Source organism: Marimonas lutisalis, from assembly GCF_005434965.1.
In the GTDB taxonomy this organism is placed as follows: domain Bacteria; phylum Pseudomonadota; class Alphaproteobacteria; order Rhodobacterales; family Rhodobacteraceae; genus Marimonas_A; species Marimonas_A lutisalis.
Genome location: NZ_SKCI01000001.1, coordinates 598,784 through 612,477, shown reverse-complemented (window position 1 = coordinate 612,477; position 13,694 = coordinate 598,784). Strand labels below are relative to the sequence as shown.

Annotated in this window: 17 protein-coding genes; 6 read left to right on the top strand and 11 right to left on the bottom strand. The window is 66.1% G+C overall.

Annotated features, from left to right (window positions below):
* Position 1 precedes the first annotated feature (1 nt).
* Together E0501_RS03000 and hpaH are read left to right on the top strand one after the other, a co-directional pair.
* Positions 2 to 859, top strand: a complete 858-nt coding sequence (locus E0501_RS03000; RefSeq protein ID WP_137699860.1) for a fumarylacetoacetate hydrolase family protein — start codon at positions 2 to 4, stop codon at positions 857 to 859.
* The gene (gene hpaH / locus E0501_RS02995) at positions 856 to 1,653 is read left to right on the top strand and encodes a 2-oxo-hept-4-ene-1,7-dioate hydratase (protein WP_137699859.1); all 798 of its coding nucleotides are present in this window, start codon (positions 856 to 858) and stop codon (positions 1,651 to 1,653) included. The genes E0501_RS03000 and hpaH overlap by 4 nt, the downstream gene beginning before the upstream one ends.
* A gap of 125 nt (positions 1,654 to 1,778) precedes the next feature.
* On the opposite strand, the gene E0501_RS02990 is transcribed toward hpaH, so the two are convergent.
* From E0501_RS02990 to E0501_RS02980, 3 genes are read right to left on the bottom strand one after another with little or no spacing between them, the layout of a single operon-like run.
* Positions 1,779 to 2,246: a c-type cytochrome gene (locus tag E0501_RS02990; RefSeq protein ID WP_137699858.1), complete on the bottom strand. Its 468-nt coding sequence runs from the start codon at positions 2,244 to 2,246 to the stop codon at positions 1,779 to 1,781.
* A 57-nt stretch (positions 2,247 to 2,303) separates the two neighbouring features.
* Positions 2,304 to 3,458 (bottom strand): alpha-D-ribose 1-methylphosphonate 5-triphosphate diphosphatase, encoded by a 1,155-nt coding sequence (locus E0501_RS02985; protein WP_137699857.1) that lies wholly within the window; start codon positions 3,456 to 3,458, stop codon positions 2,304 to 2,306.
* Complete coding sequence (locus E0501_RS02980; RefSeq protein ID WP_137699856.1) at positions 3,455 to 4,174, bottom strand: esterase/lipase family protein; 720 nt, start codon at positions 4,172 to 4,174, stop codon at positions 3,455 to 3,457. Before E0501_RS02980 ends, E0501_RS02985 begins: the two co-directional genes overlap by 4 nt.
* 42 nt (positions 4,175 to 4,216) lie before the next feature.
* Between E0501_RS02980 and E0501_RS02975 the strand changes: the two genes are divergently transcribed.
* Entirely contained in the window at positions 4,217 to 4,669 is a 453-nt protein-coding gene (locus E0501_RS02975; RefSeq protein ID WP_137699855.1) for an NUDIX domain-containing protein, read from the top strand.
* Here the strand turns inward: E0501_RS02975 and E0501_RS02970 are convergent.
* The 5 genes from E0501_RS02970 to E0501_RS02950 form a co-directional block, all read right to left on the bottom strand.
* Positions 4,636 to 5,478, bottom strand: a complete 843-nt coding sequence (locus E0501_RS02970) for a DMT family transporter (protein WP_137699854.1) — start codon at positions 5,476 to 5,478, stop codon at positions 4,636 to 4,638. The genes E0501_RS02975 and E0501_RS02970 overlap by 34 nt on opposite strands.
* A 67-nt stretch (positions 5,479 to 5,545) precedes the next feature.
* Positions 5,546 to 5,938 carry a hypothetical protein gene (locus E0501_RS02965; protein WP_137699853.1) on the bottom strand — a complete coding sequence of 131 codons (393 nt, stop codon included), beginning with the start codon at positions 5,936 to 5,938 and terminating at the stop codon, positions 5,546 to 5,548.
* 130 nt (positions 5,939 to 6,068) lie between these two features.
* A complete protein-coding gene (locus E0501_RS02960; protein ID WP_137699852.1) occupies positions 6,069 to 6,650 on the bottom strand; it encodes a VOC family protein in 582 nt (193 codons plus the stop codon).
* Between the two features lie 78 nt (positions 6,651 to 6,728).
* Entirely contained in the window at positions 6,729 to 7,217 is a 489-nt protein-coding gene (locus tag E0501_RS02955) for a GNAT family N-acetyltransferase (RefSeq protein WP_137699851.1), read from the bottom strand.
* Between the two features lie 76 nt (positions 7,218 to 7,293).
* Positions 7,294 to 8,031, bottom strand: a complete 738-nt coding sequence (locus tag E0501_RS02950; protein WP_137699850.1) for a winged helix-turn-helix transcriptional regulator — start codon at positions 8,029 to 8,031, stop codon at positions 7,294 to 7,296.
* Between the two features lie 164 nt (positions 8,032 to 8,195).
* Here E0501_RS02950 and E0501_RS02945 point away from each other — a divergent pair, with 164 nt between their 5' ends.
* Positions 8,196 to 8,435, top strand: coding sequence for a hypothetical protein (locus E0501_RS02945; RefSeq protein ID WP_137699849.1), 240 nt, complete (start codon positions 8,196 to 8,198; stop codon positions 8,433 to 8,435).
* Positions 8,436 to 8,501: 66 nt separating this feature from the next.
* Here the strand turns inward: E0501_RS02945 and groL are convergent, their stop codons facing one another.
* The 3 genes from groL to E0501_RS02930 all read right to left on the bottom strand — a co-directional run bounded on the left by groL (position 8,502) and on the right by E0501_RS02930 (position 11,603).
* Positions 8,502 to 10,145, bottom strand: coding sequence for a chaperonin GroEL (gene groL, locus E0501_RS02940; protein WP_137699848.1), 1,644 nt, complete (start codon positions 10,143 to 10,145; stop codon positions 8,502 to 8,504).
* 45 nt (positions 10,146 to 10,190) lie between these two features.
* Positions 10,191 to 10,478: a co-chaperone GroES gene (groES, locus tag E0501_RS02935; protein ID WP_137699847.1), complete on the bottom strand. Its 288-nt coding sequence runs from the start codon at positions 10,476 to 10,478 to the stop codon at positions 10,191 to 10,193.
* A gap of 186 nt (positions 10,479 to 10,664) precedes the next feature.
* A complete protein-coding gene (locus tag E0501_RS02930; protein ID WP_137699846.1) occupies positions 10,665 to 11,603 on the bottom strand; it encodes a hypothetical protein in 939 nt (312 codons plus the stop codon).
* Between the two features lie 146 nt (positions 11,604 to 11,749).
* On the opposite strand from E0501_RS02930, the gene E0501_RS02925 reads away from it, so the two are divergent.
* Together E0501_RS02925 and E0501_RS02920 are read left to right on the top strand one after the other, a co-directional pair.
* Positions 11,750 to 12,730, top strand: a complete 981-nt coding sequence (locus tag E0501_RS02925; protein ID WP_137699845.1) for a TraB/GumN family protein — start codon at positions 11,750 to 11,752, stop codon at positions 12,728 to 12,730.
* 12 nt (positions 12,731 to 12,742) lie between these two features.
* Entirely contained in the window at positions 12,743 to 13,624 is an 882-nt protein-coding gene (locus E0501_RS02920) for an alpha/beta fold hydrolase (RefSeq protein WP_137699844.1), read from the top strand.
* Positions 13,625 to 13,694: the final 70 nt, after the last annotated feature.

The following is a 13,694-nucleotide window of genomic DNA, read 5'->3' as shown; positions in this document are numbered from 1 at the left end:
CATGCGCTACGCCACCGTCACCACCGACCAGGGCCGGCAATACGGCATCGTCACCGATGCGGGCTTCATCGCCCTCTCGCCCGATTATCCGCAGTGGGAAACCCTGACCGACGTCATCCGCGCCGGCGCGCTCAAGGATCTCGCCCAGGCCGCCATGGGCCGTGCCGTCACCCATGAAACCGGCCAGTTCACCTATGACATCCCCCTGCCCGACCCGGGGAAAATCATCTGCGTCGGTGTCAACTTCCCCGACCGCAACGCCGAATACAAGGACGGGCAGGAGGCCCCGCCCAACCCCTCGCTCTTCATCCGTTTCCCGCAAAGCTTCGTCGGCCACGGGCAAAACCTCGTCCGCCCGCCCGAAACACCCCAGCTCGATTACGAGGGCGAGATCGCCGTGGTCATCGGCACCGGCGGCCGCCGTATCCCCGCTGACCGGGCCTACGATCACATCGCCGCCATTACGCTCTGCAACGAAGGCACGCTGCGCGACTGGGTGCGCCATGCGAAATTCAACGTCACGCAAGGCAAGAACTGGGACCGCTCCGGCGCCATGGGCCCCTGGCTCGTCCCCTTCACCCATCCCGCACAGCTCGACGATATCCGTCTCACCACCCATGTGAACGGCGAGTTGCGCCAGGATGACCGCACCAGCCGGATGATCTTCTCCATCCCCCGCCAGATCGCATACATCTCCACCTTCACGACGCTCGCCCCCGGCGACATCATCGTCACCGGCACGCCCACCGGCGCGGGCGCCCGCTTCGATCCGCCCCGCTTCCTCGAACCCGGCGACGAGGTGCAGGTCTCCGCCGAAGGCATCGGCACGTTGGTGAACGGCGTGGAGGACGAGGCATGACCCCCGATGAGATCGCCAAGGCGGCGCACGCGCTCTTCGAGGCCGAGGAAACCGGCACACAAACCGGGCTTCTCTCGGTCGCCCATCCCGGCATCACCATGGATGACGCCTATGCCATCCAGTCCGCCCTGATCGACAAGAAAATCGCCGCTGGCCGCTCCGTCATCGGCTGGAAAATCGGCCTCACTTCGCGCGCCATGCAACAGGCGCTGGGCATCACCACCCCCGACAGTGGCGTGCTCCTCGATGACATGGCCTTTGCCAACGGCGCCACCATCCCCGCCGGCCGCTTCATACAGCCCCGCATCGAGGCCGAAATCGCCTTCGTCATGAAGGCCCCCCTCCGCGGCGCCGCGACCCGCGAAGAGATCCTCGCCGCCACCGACTACGTGGCCCCCGCGATCGAAATCCTCGATACCCGCATCCTGCGCGCCGATCCTGCCACCGGCCAACCGCGAAAAATCTTCGACACCATCGCCGACAATGCCGCCAATGCCGGCATCGTGCTGGGCGACGGCCGGTTCGACCCGGCCACCGAAAACCTCCGCTGGGCCGGCGCCATCGTCTCGGCAAACGGCACGGTCGAGGAAACCGGCCTCGGCGCGGGCGTTCTGGGCGATCCAGTCATGGGGATCGTGTGGCTGGCCGAACGGATGACTCAATACGGCCAGTCGATCGAGCCGGGCCAGGTCATCCTCTCGGGCAGCTTCATCCGCCCACTCGAATGCCCGCCCGGCACCGAGATTGACGCCGATTTCGGCCCCTGGGGCCACGTCACCTGCCACTTCGCCTGACCTCCACGTCACCTGACCCGCCCCTTCATCTTGCTGCAAATATCCCGGGGGATGGTGCAAAACGCCCTGCGTTTTGCACCTTGGGGGCTGGCCCCCGCATCGACGCTGCGGCCAGGCGCGCCATGTCACTTCACGCCGATCCCGTTGGCCCTCTGCACGTCGCGCACATACGCCGCGATCAACAGCGCATCTTCCTGGGTCAGCCCCGCCACCGGCGCCATGTCCCCGAACGGCCAGTGATGCGCCCGCACGCCCTGCGTCACCGCGAGGACGAAGGCGTAATCGGCGTGATGCGAAGGCTCGTAAATCTTGTGGATCAACGGCGGCCCGCTGCCATTCACGCCTGCGGCGTTCCGCCCATGGCACGCAATGCAATTGGCCTCGAAGAGCACCCGGCCCGCCTCCGCCTCGGCGCTCAGCCGCGCGGGCAGCGCGGGCGCCACGATCGCCGCGCCCGCGGCGATCCGACCCAGATCCGTGCTCGTCATCGCGCGCGGCACCGCCTCGCCCGGCCCCGGCGCCCGGCCGATCCACCAAAGCCCCGCCGCCGCCGCGATTACGATCGCCGCGCCGATCCCCTGTTTCAGGTTCATTTCGTCCCACCGGTCCTTTTGCGCACGCCGCTCTTGCGCCCCTCCCACGCAGGAAGGTCAAGTGCGCGCGCCCAGGAACCGCCCCGCCACGTCGCCCGCCATCCACGCCACCCGGCCACCGGCGAAGGTCGCCACCAGCCGGCCACTGTCGCGCTCCAGCACCACGAAATCGGCGCGCTTGCCCGGCGCCAGCGTCCCGCGATCCTCCAGTCCCAGAAGCCGCGCAGGCCCCTCCGACACCAGCGCCCAGGCCCCCGCCAGGTCGACAACGCCCGCCTGCTCCAGAAACAACGCCGCGCGCCACAGCGACGGGTAGTGATAGTCCGAGGCCAGCGCATCGCACAGCCCCATCGCGATCAGGTCGAGCGCCGAGGCATTGCCCTTGTGCGAGCCCCCCCGCATCACGTTCGGCGCCCCCAGCACGATCCCGTCGCCGCCTGTGCGCGCTGCTTCCGCCGCCTCTGCGGTCTCGGGAAACTCGGATATTCCGGCCCCCCGCGCCCGCCACGCGGCGCGGTCCCCGGCCGTGTGGTCGTCATGACTGCCTAATCGCACCCCCCGCGCCGCCAGCCGGTCGGCCAGCGCCGCCACCGCGCCGGGCACCTCTTCCCTGCGCGCGTGCATCTCCTGCATCAGCGCGAGTAGCGCCTCGGGGCTGCGCCGCGATTTCAGCGCCGTGCCTGCCAGCCGCGCCGGTTTCCTGCCGGCGGCCAGACGGTCATGCGGCAGGTGGTCGTTGAACACCACGTAGTCGACATCATGCGCCGCCACCAGCGCCTCGAAGGCGTCATAGTCGTCCAGCAGGTGCGTCTCCAGCCGTAGCTGCACCCGCAGGTCACTCTCGACCCGGTCGCGCATCGCCGCCAGCGCGTCCAGCATGTCGCGGGCAAAGTCCGGCCCGCGCAGCCCCCCCTCCCAGCTGAAGAACTGCGCCAGGACGGCTGTGGTGATCCCGTTCGCGGCCAGCTCCGCGGCGCAGGCCTCCAGCCCGCCGGCCATGTCCTTCATCGCGCCCCGCCGCGGCGCGACGTGCCGCTCGAACCCGTCGCCATGAATGTCGACGATCCCCGGCAGCACCGTGTAGCCCGACAGGTCCACCGCGCGCGCGTCGGCCTGCGGGGCGATCACGCCCGCGGCCAGGGCCAGGTCACCCTCACCCATCCCCTCGGGCCACAGCACCTGCGCCCCGGTCAGTCTCAGGCTCAGGCTCACTCGTCCTTCCCCCAGACCAGGTCGCTCAGCCCCAGTTCGGGGTCAAATTTGCCGTGTTTCAGGAAATGCACCACCTGCGCGATCACCACCGGGCTGTTCATCAGGAAGGTATGCGTCACCGGCAGTACCAGGTGGTCCTTCATCCCCTCCACCCTGGTCGAGGCGACCGACACCTTGCCGTCATCCGGCCCGGGCAGCAGCACCGAATAGGCCGGGCTCAGGCTGCGGTCGCCCGCGATAACCCCCAGCTCGAAATCGACCGGCCCCAGGTGCTGGGGCAGCGCATCCGGCCCCGTGCCCAGCTGCATCCCCGCCGGCCCGTTGACCCAGCCGAAAACCGCGATATCGCCCAGCTTGTCCACCAGTTCCGAGCCGTGATTGGGCGGGGCCAGCATCACCACCCGGCCCAGCTTGGGCGGTGTGTAGGTCTTCAGCCAGGTGCGCACCAGGATGCCCCCCATCGAATGGGTGACGAAATGCACGTTCTGATCGCCGCAATCGTCCACCGCCCGCGGCAGCGTCTTCACCACCAGCGAAACGATGGTCTCTTCCGTCGACGGGTACCCCGGCCGCACCACCTTGTAGCCTTCGTTCTCCAGCACCTCCTGCATCAGCAGGAACGAGTTTTCCGTCCGCGCCAGCCCGTGCAGCAGGATCACGCAGTCGGCCCGCGCCGCCACGGGCAGAAACATCAGAAGGGCAATCAACCATCGCATAATGCTTGAGATACGCTCAAACCCGTGACTATGAAAGACCGCATGACGTCACGCCCCATCCGCCTCGCCACCCGCGCGCTCATCCTGCAGGACAACCGGCTCTTGCTGGTCAACGCCTTTCCCGGCCCCGAGGCGACGCTCTGGTGCGCGCCCGGCGGCGGCATGGAAAAACACGCCTCCATGCCCGAAAACCTCGCCCGCGAGGTGTTCGAGGAAACCGGCCTGACGATCGCCGTCGGCCCGCCCGCGCTCGTGAACGAGTTCCATAATCCCGAGGACGGCTTTCACCAGGTCGAGGTGTTCTTCCGTTGCACCGTCACCGACGGCGCGCTGTCAGACAGCTGGACTGATCCCGAGGGCATCGTGCATCGCCGCCGCTGGTTCACGCGCGACGAGATGTCGAAGATCCGCTTCAAACCCGATGCCCTGCCCGGCGCGGCCTGGGACGGCGCGGCCTGCGCCTATGACCCCCTGGAACGGCTGGTAAAGGCGTAATTGGCCAGCGCCACGCCCCCCAGCACCAGCGCCGAGGCCAGCACGATCCGCAGGTTCAGCGCCTCGCCCAGCAACACGATCCCCCCGGCAAGCGCGATCACCGGCACGGTCAGCTGCGCCACCGCCGCCCGGCTGGCGCCCAGCGCCGGCAGAACGCTGTACCACAGCGCATAGCCCAGCCCCGAGGTCACGGCCCCCGACACCACCGCCAGCGCTGCCCCGGCGCCGTCCACCCCGTCCGGCCGGATCAGCCAGATCAGCAGCCCCACCGGCATCGCCCACAGGAAATTCGCCGCCGTCGCCGCCAGCGGGTCACGCGCGCCGCGCCCGATCAGCGAATAGACGCCCCAGCCCAGCGCCGCCGCCGCCATCAGGCCCGCGCCCATCGCATCTGGCGCCGCGCCGCCCGCTGGCCACATCAGATAACCCAGCCCCGCCAGGCTCAGCCCCGCGCCCAGCCAGCGCTGCACCGGCACCGCCTCGCGGCTCAGGATCGCGCCCGCGAACATCGTCACCTGCACCCCGCCAAAAAGGATCAGCGCGCCCACCCCGGCCGGCAGGCTGAGATAGGCAAAGGAAAACCCCAGAACGTAAAGCGCCAGCGCCGCCGGCCCGCCGGCCCCGGTGCGCCAGCGCGGCGCCCCGCTGCGCCACGCCACCAGCAGGGCCAGCATCCCGGCCCCCGCCGCCAGCCGGATCGCGGCAAAACTCGCCGGTCCCGTCCCGCCCGCATCAAGCGCCAGGCGGTTCAGGATCGAATTGGCGGCAAAGGCCACCATCGTCAGCGTTGTCAGCAGGAAAAGGCGCATCGCGGCAGTCTAGGCGACCGCCGGGTGCCCGTCTACAGAACACACCCTGGCCTGACCTGGCCGGTGCTTACTTGAACAGCCTGTAAAGCCCCGAAATCGTATCCGCCAGGTCGAGAAGATTGTCGCCGTCGCGCGTGATCGACAGGCCCCGCCGGCGCATGGTCAGGAAAACTTTCACGATCCCGACCAGGGCGAAAACCGGGAACACATGCCATTTGATGTCATAGGCAAACTGCGGCACCTGCACATAGGCCGCGGCCATCAGGATCGCCAGCGCCGCGTAGATGACCCAGAACACCACGTCGCTGTCCTCATCCTCGTCCTCCGGGACATGCCCGGCCTGGCGGCGGGCTTTTCCACGCATCCCTTGCAGCTCAGAGTCGAAGCGGCGCTCGGTCAAATCCTGCCGCGACCGGTCCTCGATCTTGGCCAACCGATCCTCAAAGCTCATCTGTTCCATGGGTCTCACCTTCACTTGCCACGCCCCCATGGTTAGCGGGCAAATCTGGCAAACTTTTGCGAAAGGTGAGGAAATAACCGGAATTCGCTGAATGGTTGCGTCACACCCGGGGCATCCCCGGGTGCTGCATTCAATACGGGTTCTTCGCGCCGCGGTCCTCGCTCAGGCTCTGCTGCTTGCGCTCCACCAGCATCTCGATCGCGTCGGCCAGGTGCACTTCCCCGATGTTGTAGTCACCGCGCTCGACGCGCAGCCTGTGCGCCTCGATCATCACGTCGGCATGGGTGCAGCCCACCGGCGGCTCGAACTTGTAGGTCGCCAGCTCGATCAGCAGGCCCAGCGGATCCTTGAAATAGATCGAGTCCATGAAGCCGCGGTCCTTCACCCCTGAATGCCCGATACCGCGCGCCTCCAACCGCTCGATGGCTTGCGAAAACGTCGCCCGGCTCACGTTGAACGCCAGGTGATGCACACAGCCCGGCTCGGTCGGCGTGCGGCGGCGGTCCGGCGTGCGGTTTTCATTGGTGAAGATGGTGATCAGCCGCCCGTCGCCCGGATCGAAATACAAATGCCCCTCGTCGGGGTTGTCCAGGTTCGGCTGGTCGAACACGAACGGCATGCCCAGCACCCCTTCCCAGAAGTCGATACTGGTCTGCCGGTCGGCGCCGGTCAGCGTGATGTGATGCACCCCCTGGGTCTGGATCTTGCGCATGTTTCCTGTCTCCTTTGCATTCCATTTAGGAAAGATCGCGCATCCTGTCGCCCTGCATGCGCGCAAGGGGTCTGCGCATCAAAGCGCAGAAAACGCCGTCGGATAGACCAACTCGGCCTCCGGCACGTCACTGCCGGGCCCCGCCAGCAGCGTATGTTCCACCGGATAGGGCGAACTCAGCCGCGCGGCGCGCGCCTGCGAAAACCCGCCACGCTCGTAGAACCCGACTTCGCCCAGAACCACCACGGTGTTCCCCGAAATCCTGGCCCATTCGGTCAAAAGGCCCATCATCCGCCGCCCGATGCCCTTGCCCTGCAGGTCAGGGCGCACCGCCACCGGCGCCAGGCACAGCCACCCCTTGGGCTTCACGAAATGGCTCAGCGCGTAATAGGCCGCGATCCCGTCCTCGCCCGGGATCACCATCTCGCCCGCAATCGCGCCCTGCTTGCGCAAGAGCCGCACCAGCCGCGCCTCGTCATTGCCGCCAAACGCCTTCTGCAACAGCCGTTCGACCTCCGCCTCCTCGCCGGCCCGCATCTCGCGCATGAAATCGTGGGATTGAACCATGGTCGCTCCTTTCATGCTCCACCCTACCGGGCGGGCAGGAAAGGGAAAGGCCACCATCGCGTTCAGAGCGAACAGCTCAGCCGCCTGCGGCGGTCCGGCAACGGCCCGTCCCGCGCATCAGCTGCGCAGCGCCGCCCTCGGGTTCATAGGGAAATTTCTTCAGCCAGCGTTCGATGGTCCTGATCAAAAGCGCATCTCCGCTCAGAAACAAGGCTCCCGCGTCACACTCGCGGGCGACCGTGCTGCGCCCGGTCAGGACCGCCGCCAGCGAGACCGAGTCGGTTTCGACATAGAGGTCCACGTCATAGCCCGGGATAGCGGTGCAAACTTCTACCGCCGTCCCGTCCTGGATCAACGCCCAGTAGGTGTCATAGTCCAGGCCCTCGTCTGCAAAGCGGAACTGCATGACGATCCGGCGCCGGGGCAACTCCTCGACGGCGATCCGCTTGCGCATCTGCCACATCAGGCCCGATACGTCGATATCACACAGGACGGTCTCGGCCTCGACATGTTTCTGCGCCCACATCGCCAGCGCGTTCAGCGCCGGTTCGAGATCAATGGCCGATTGGGTGCGGATGTAATCCACGCTGCCGGTCGCCGGATCCTCGACCCGTTCCACCAGGCCAAAGGCTTCAAGTTCCTTCAGCCGCCGCGTCAAAAGCGCCGGTGAGATATTACCTATCCCCCGCCGCAATTCGTTGAACCGGGTCGAACCCGCCCACAGCTCCGTCAGGATCGGGATCGTCCATTTCGGTTCCAAAACCTGGCAGGCATGGGTGATCGGGCAGATCATGCCGTAAGGGCCATTTGACATCGTCAGCACCTCCTTGGTCACAGCCTAGCCGAAACCCTTTCCTCCGATCCAGTTCACGATGTGTAGCGGGGGCGGTTCATCCCCTGCACTACCCGCAGGCCAAGCCTCTCCGGCAGGCTGGACACATCGACAATCCAACCACCCGCCAAGGAAAGGTATCCACCATGACCCTGATCACGACGAACCACATCACCCGCAGCCCGCAGCCGGAATTCGCACGCTTGCACCTATCCGCTCTGCTGCGCCGTATCGTACGGCGGATGCAGTTGCCGGCGCGCCGCAAATCCTGCGACGGCCGCCTCACGCGGCTGCCCGCCCCCGGAACACCGTCCAGCATCTCGCCCAGCACCGACGCGGCGCTGCGCCTTGCGCTGAAATCCGGCGCCAGTGCGGGCAATTTCTGATCCGTCCGCCCAACGAAAAAGGGGCCGCGAACCGCGGCCCCTTTCCCTTTGTCCTGACAGGACGGCTTACATCATGCCGCCCATGCCGCCCATGTCGGGCATGCCACCGCCGGCGGCTGCGCCTTCCTTGGCGGGCTTGTCGGCCACCATGGCTTCGGTGGTGATCAGCAGGCCGGCGACGCTCGATGCGTCTTCCAGCGCGGTGCGCACCACTTTCGCCGGGTCGATCACGCCGAACTTGAACATGTCGCCATATTCCTCGGTCTGCGCGTTGAAGCCGAACTTCACGTCGCTCGATTCGCGGATCTTGCCAGCCACCACGGCACCGTCGACGCCGGCGTTCTCGGCGATCTGGCGCAACGGTGCCTCGATGGCGCGGGCCACGATGGCGATACCGGCGTTCTGGTCGGCGTTCATGCCTTCCAGGCCTTCCAGCGTCTTGCCGGCCTGAACCAGCGCCACGCCGCCGCCGACCACGATGCCTTCCTGAACGGCGGCACGGGTTGCGTTCAGCGCGTCATCGACGCGGTCCTTGCGCTCTTTCACCTCGACCTCGGTCATGCCGCCCACGCGGATGACGGCGACGCCACCGGCGAGTTTGGCAACACGCTCCTGCAGCTTCTCGCGGTCGTAATCGCTGGTGGTTTCCTCGATCTGGGTGCGGATCTGGGCCACGCGGGCTTCGATCTCGGCCTTCTCGCCGGCACCGTCAACGATGGTGGTTTCGTCCTTGGTGATCTGGATCTTCTTGGCGGTGCCCAGCATGTCCATGGTCACCGATTCCAGCTTCATGCCCAGGTCTTCGCTGATGACCTGACCACCGGTCAGGATGGCGATGTCCTGCAGCATGGCCTTGCGGCGATCGCCAAAGCCCGGCGCCTTGACGGCGGCGATCTTCAGGCCACCGCGCAGCTTGTTCACCACGAGGGTGGCCAGCGCTTCGCCTTCCACGTCCTCGGCAATGATCAGCAGCGGCTTCTGCGACTGGATCACGCTTTCCAGAAGCGGCACCATCGGCTGCAGCGACGAGAGTTTCTTCTCGTGCAGCAGGATCATGCAGTCTTCCAGCTCGGCAATCATCTTGTCGGGGTTGGTCACGAAGTAGGGGCTCAGGTAGCCGCGGTCGAACTGCATGCCTTCCACGACGTCGGTCTCGGTTTCCAGACCCTTGTTTTCCTCGACGGTGATGACACCCTCGTTGCCCACTTTCTGCATCGCGTCGGCGATCTGGCGGCCGATTTCGGCTTCGCCGTTGGCCGAGATGGTGCCGACCTGTGCAACCTCGTCGCTGTCCTTCACTTCGCGGGCAGCGGCCTTGATGGCCTCGACCACCTTGTCGGTCGCCATGTCGATGCCGCGCTTCAGGTCCATCGGGTTCATGCCGGCGGCAACCGCCTTCATGCCTTCCTTGACGATGGCCTGGGCCAGAACCGTCGCGGTGGTGGTGCCGTCGCCGGCTTCGTCATTGGTGCGGCTGGCGACTTCTTTCACCATCTGCGCGCCCATGTTCTCGAACTTGTCTTCCAGCTCGATTTCCTTGGCGACCGAAACACCGTCCTTGGTGATGCGCGGTGCGCCAAAGGCCTTGTCCAGGACCACGTTGCGGCCTTTCGGGCCCAGGGTCACCTTCACGGCATCGGCCAGGATGTTCACGCCCTTCAGCATCTTGTTGCGGGCGTCGGTATCAAACTTCACGTCTTTTGCGGACATCGTTGTTTGCTCCTAGTTAGCGTTGGAATTCAGGGATCCGGCCGATCAGCCGATGATGCCCATGATGTCGGATTCTTTCATGATCAGCAGCTCTTGGCCGTCGATCGTGACCTCGGTGCCCGACCATTTGCCGAACAGCACGCGGTCGCCGGCTTTCACGTCCATGGGGATGCGGTCGCCATCATCGTCGCGCGCGCCAGCGCCAACCGAAACAACTTCGCCTTCCGCCGGCTTTTCCTTGGCGCTGTCGGGAATGATCAGCCCGCCTGCGGTTTTCTCTTCGCTTTCGACGCGGCGAACCACCACGCGGTCATGAAGCGGAGTAAATGCCATCTTTTGGCTCCTCTCTTGAATGAGATCTCTGTTTCTCCCTAAGCCGCCCCGCCCGATTGGCACGGAGCGCCTATTAGCACTCGACTCCTCCGAGTGCTAACGGCGCATAGCTAGGGAGATGGATTGCGCGAGTCAAGACATCGATCGGGGAAATTTTGCCGGTTCGCCGGGGAATGCTCAGACCCGTCACAACGGGTCCAGCCAAGCCCGGATCTGCGCATCATGTGGGGTGCCGGGGACGGTGATCTTGTAAACGAAATACCATATGCCCCGGTTTGCCTTGCTGGCATAGACCTCCACGTTGCCGCGCCTGTACCATTGCTCGCCCGTCCACTGCGACACCCCCTTTGCCGCCTCGTCGCGATAGATCGGGTACATGTACTGGCGCGAAACGGTCAGCCAGCGAAACCGGTATTCCCGGGCCTCGGCCTCAACCTGTGCAATCCACGTATCCACGGGGCTGGTGCCATTTTCGTCCTCACGTTTCCAGCCCGGCCGCGATGTCAGCGCCTCGAACTCACCAAGTGTCTTCTGCATAAAGGCGATCTCGGGGGCATAGTGCTGCTCGAACCGCGCAATCTCCTCGTCCGGGATCGGCGGCTTGAACACACCCTCGCCCGACAACACCACCCCGACGAGAATGGCCATGCCGATGAAATTGGCAAGGAAATACAGCGCCGCCGCCTTCAGCGTGATCCTCAGCTTGCCCACATGCGCCAGGAAAGGCAGCTCCAGCGCCGTGTCGATCACCGTGAACAACAACGTCACACCGGCGGCGCGCGTTATGATCCATTCCATCGACCAGCCCTGGGCAACCGATCCCGGCAGGGCCGCCTGGAACAGCGGATAGATCACGCCCGCGAATGGCGGATAAAGCACGACCCCGAGTGCCGCGGTAAACAGGTTCGCATAAAGCGACAGGCGTACGGCCCGCCCCGCCCGCAACCCACAGGCCAGGGCCAGCGCCACGGCCTCGATCAGCACGATCAGCAGCAGCACGGGCCACGCGCCGAACTTCAGGATCCCGATGACCCATGTCATCGGGATATCCGCCATCGCGGGCGTCGCGGCCAGGCAAAGCCCGGCCATCAGCAGGAATGCGCGCGCGCGTCTCGCTCCAGTCATCACCGCCATTCTTACCACGATGCGGGGCGATGACGTTGCGCCCGATCAATATCCGTCAACGGACATCGCCGAAAAACCGATTCAGCTTCGCGCCGGAACCCGCTAGCCTGCAGCAAAGCGAAACCAGCCCAGGATAACGACCCGACGTGCGATATCTCCTGACCTTCCTGTTCCTGCTCGCCACGCCACTTCGCGCCTTCGAGTGCGGCGGCAGCGATCTCTTCACCACCATGGCCCCGCAAAAGCGCGCCGCCATCGAAACCCGCGCGGCGCAGACGCGCTATGGCGAAGGGCTCTACTGGCAGGCCAGCCGCGCCGACGGCACGATCACGCTCTTTGGCACCTACCACCTGCCCCATGCCGAAACGCAGGCGCATTTCGACCGGCTCCTGCCACGCGCGCAGGCCGCCGACATCGTCTATTTCGAAATGGCCGCGCCCGATATCGACCGCTTCCAGCGCGCCGCCTCCACCCGGCCCGATGTGATCTTCAACGCCACCGGCCCCACCCTGCCCGAGCAGCTCGAGGAGGACGAATGGCAAACCCTGCGCACCCGCCTGGCCGAGCGCGGCTTTCCCGGCTTCATGGCGGCCAAGCTCAAACCGATCTTCGTCTCGATGATGCTGGGCCTAAGCCCCTGCCAGATGCGCCGGCAGCAATCCGGCGCCAAGGGGATCGACCACGCCCTGGCCGAATTCCTGCATGCCGAAGGCCGCGATACCCGCTCGATCGAGGATTACCTGACCACCCTGAAGGTCTTTGATGCCTTCTCCCGCGAGGAACAGATCGACATGCTGCGCCTCGCGCTCGACCTGCCGCTCGATCCCGATGACATGGCCGCGACCATGTTCAACGCCTATGCCGACGGCAAGACCGCGCTCCTGTGGGAGCTCGGCCGCTCCCTCTCGATCGAATATGGCGGCCCCACCGCCGAGGCCGATTTCGCCAAGTTCGAGCGCGTCCTGCTGACCCAGCGCAACCATGCCTGGCACCAGGTGCTGCGCCAGGAGGCGCCGGGCCGCGATGTCTTCGTCGCCGTCGGCGCCGCCCACCTGCCCGGCCCCGATGGCCTGCTCACCCTGCTCGAAGGCGATGGCTACACCATCACCCCCCTTTCGTTCGACTGAAGGACCGCCCCCATGCAACTCACCGCCAACGGCATCACCCTCGAGGTCGAAGATCACGGCCCCCGAGACGCCCCCACCATGATCCTCATCCGCGGCCTCGGCACGCAGCTCGTCCACTGGCCGGCCAACTTCGTGCAGGGCTTCGTCAACGCGGGCTTTCGCACCATCACCTTCGATAACCGCGACGTGGGCCTCAGCCAGCGTTGCCCCGCCCCCGGCGTGCCCGGCGACGCCGATGAAATCACCGCCCGCGTGATGGCCGGCGAAGAGATCGCCCCGGCCTATACGCTCGATGACATGGCGCGCGACGTGACCGGGCTGATGGATACGCTGGGCATCGCCCGCGCCCATGTCTTCGGCATCTCGATGGGCGGCGCCATTGCCCAGATCCTCGCCATCGACCATGCCGACCGGATCCTCACCGATACCATCGTGATGACCGCCTGCCGCCCGCTGGTGGAACGCGGCGCCGTGCGCGATCTGCTGCCGCGCCTGCTGATGCGCCCCGAAACGCTGGACGAGGCGCAGGACAACTGGGTCGCGGGCCATGCCAGCTTCGGCTCACCCGGCTTCCCCATGGCCGAGGAAGACATCCGCGCCGAGGCCCGCCTGGCCTGGTCGCGCGGCAACGATGCCGATGGCGTCAACCGGCAGCTTCTGGCCACCATGGCGGCGCAGGATCGCCGCCCGGCGCTGAAATCCGTCACCATCCCCTGCCTGGTCATCCACGGCGTCGATGACACGCTGATCCCGGTCGAACTGGGTGCCGAAATCGCCGCCCATATCCCCGGCTCGGAATATCACGCGATCAAGGGCATGGGCCATATCATCACGCCCATGCTGGCGCCGCAGGTCGTCTCGCTCGTGGCCGATTTCATCCGCCGGCAGGGCTAGCGGTCACAGGCGCCGCCGCCCGTCCGATTTTTCGCAGAAAAATCGCCGTCCCCGCAACGCGGCGCACAGC

What these genes read in the sequence shown, in the direction of transcription:
- E0501_RS03000 (WP_137699860.1), top strand. Translation starts at nt 2, where the DNA reads ATGCGCTACGCCACCGTCACCACCGACCAGGGCCGGCAATACGGCATC.
- hpaH (WP_137699859.1), top strand. Translation starts at nt 856, where the DNA reads ATGACCCCCGATGAGATCGCCAAGGCGGCGCACGCGCTCTTCGAGGCC.
- E0501_RS02990 (WP_137699858.1), bottom strand. Translation starts at nt 2,246, where the DNA reads ATGAACCTGAAACAGGGGATCGGCGCGGCGATCGTAATCGCGGCGGCG.
- E0501_RS02980 (WP_137699856.1), bottom strand. Translation starts at nt 4,174, where the DNA reads ATGCGATGGTTGATTGCCCTTCTGATGTTTCTGCCCGTGGCGGCGCGG.
- E0501_RS02975 (WP_137699855.1), top strand. Translation starts at nt 4,217, where the DNA reads ATGACGTCACGCCCCATCCGCCTCGCCACCCGCGCGCTCATCCTGCAG.
- E0501_RS02970 (WP_137699854.1), bottom strand. Translation starts at nt 5,478, where the DNA reads ATGCGCCTTTTCCTGCTGACAACGCTGACGATGGTGGCCTTTGCCGCC.
- E0501_RS02965 (WP_137699853.1), bottom strand. Translation starts at nt 5,938, where the DNA reads ATGGAACAGATGAGCTTTGAGGATCGGTTGGCCAAGATCGAGGACCGG.
- E0501_RS02960 (WP_137699852.1), bottom strand. Translation starts at nt 6,650, where the DNA reads ATGCGCAAGATCCAGACCCAGGGGGTGCATCACATCACGCTGACCGGC.
- E0501_RS02955 (WP_137699851.1), bottom strand. Translation starts at nt 7,217, where the DNA reads ATGGTTCAATCCCACGATTTCATGCGCGAGATGCGGGCCGGCGAGGAG.
- E0501_RS02950 (WP_137699850.1), bottom strand. Translation starts at nt 8,031, where the DNA reads ATGTCAAATGGCCCTTACGGCATGATCTGCCCGATCACCCATGCCTGC.
- E0501_RS02945 (WP_137699849.1), top strand. Translation starts at nt 8,196, where the DNA reads ATGACCCTGATCACGACGAACCACATCACCCGCAGCCCGCAGCCGGAA.
- groL (WP_137699848.1), bottom strand. Translation starts at nt 10,145, where the DNA reads ATGTCCGCAAAAGACGTGAAGTTTGATACCGACGCCCGCAACAAGATG.
- groES (WP_137699847.1), bottom strand. Translation starts at nt 10,478, where the DNA reads ATGGCATTTACTCCGCTTCATGACCGCGTGGTGGTTCGCCGCGTCGAA.
- E0501_RS02930 (WP_137699846.1), bottom strand. Translation starts at nt 11,603, where the DNA reads ATGACTGGAGCGAGACGCGCGCGCGCATTCCTGCTGATGGCCGGGCTT.
- E0501_RS02920 (WP_137699844.1), top strand. Translation starts at nt 12,743, where the DNA reads ATGCAACTCACCGCCAACGGCATCACCCTCGAGGTCGAAGATCACGGC.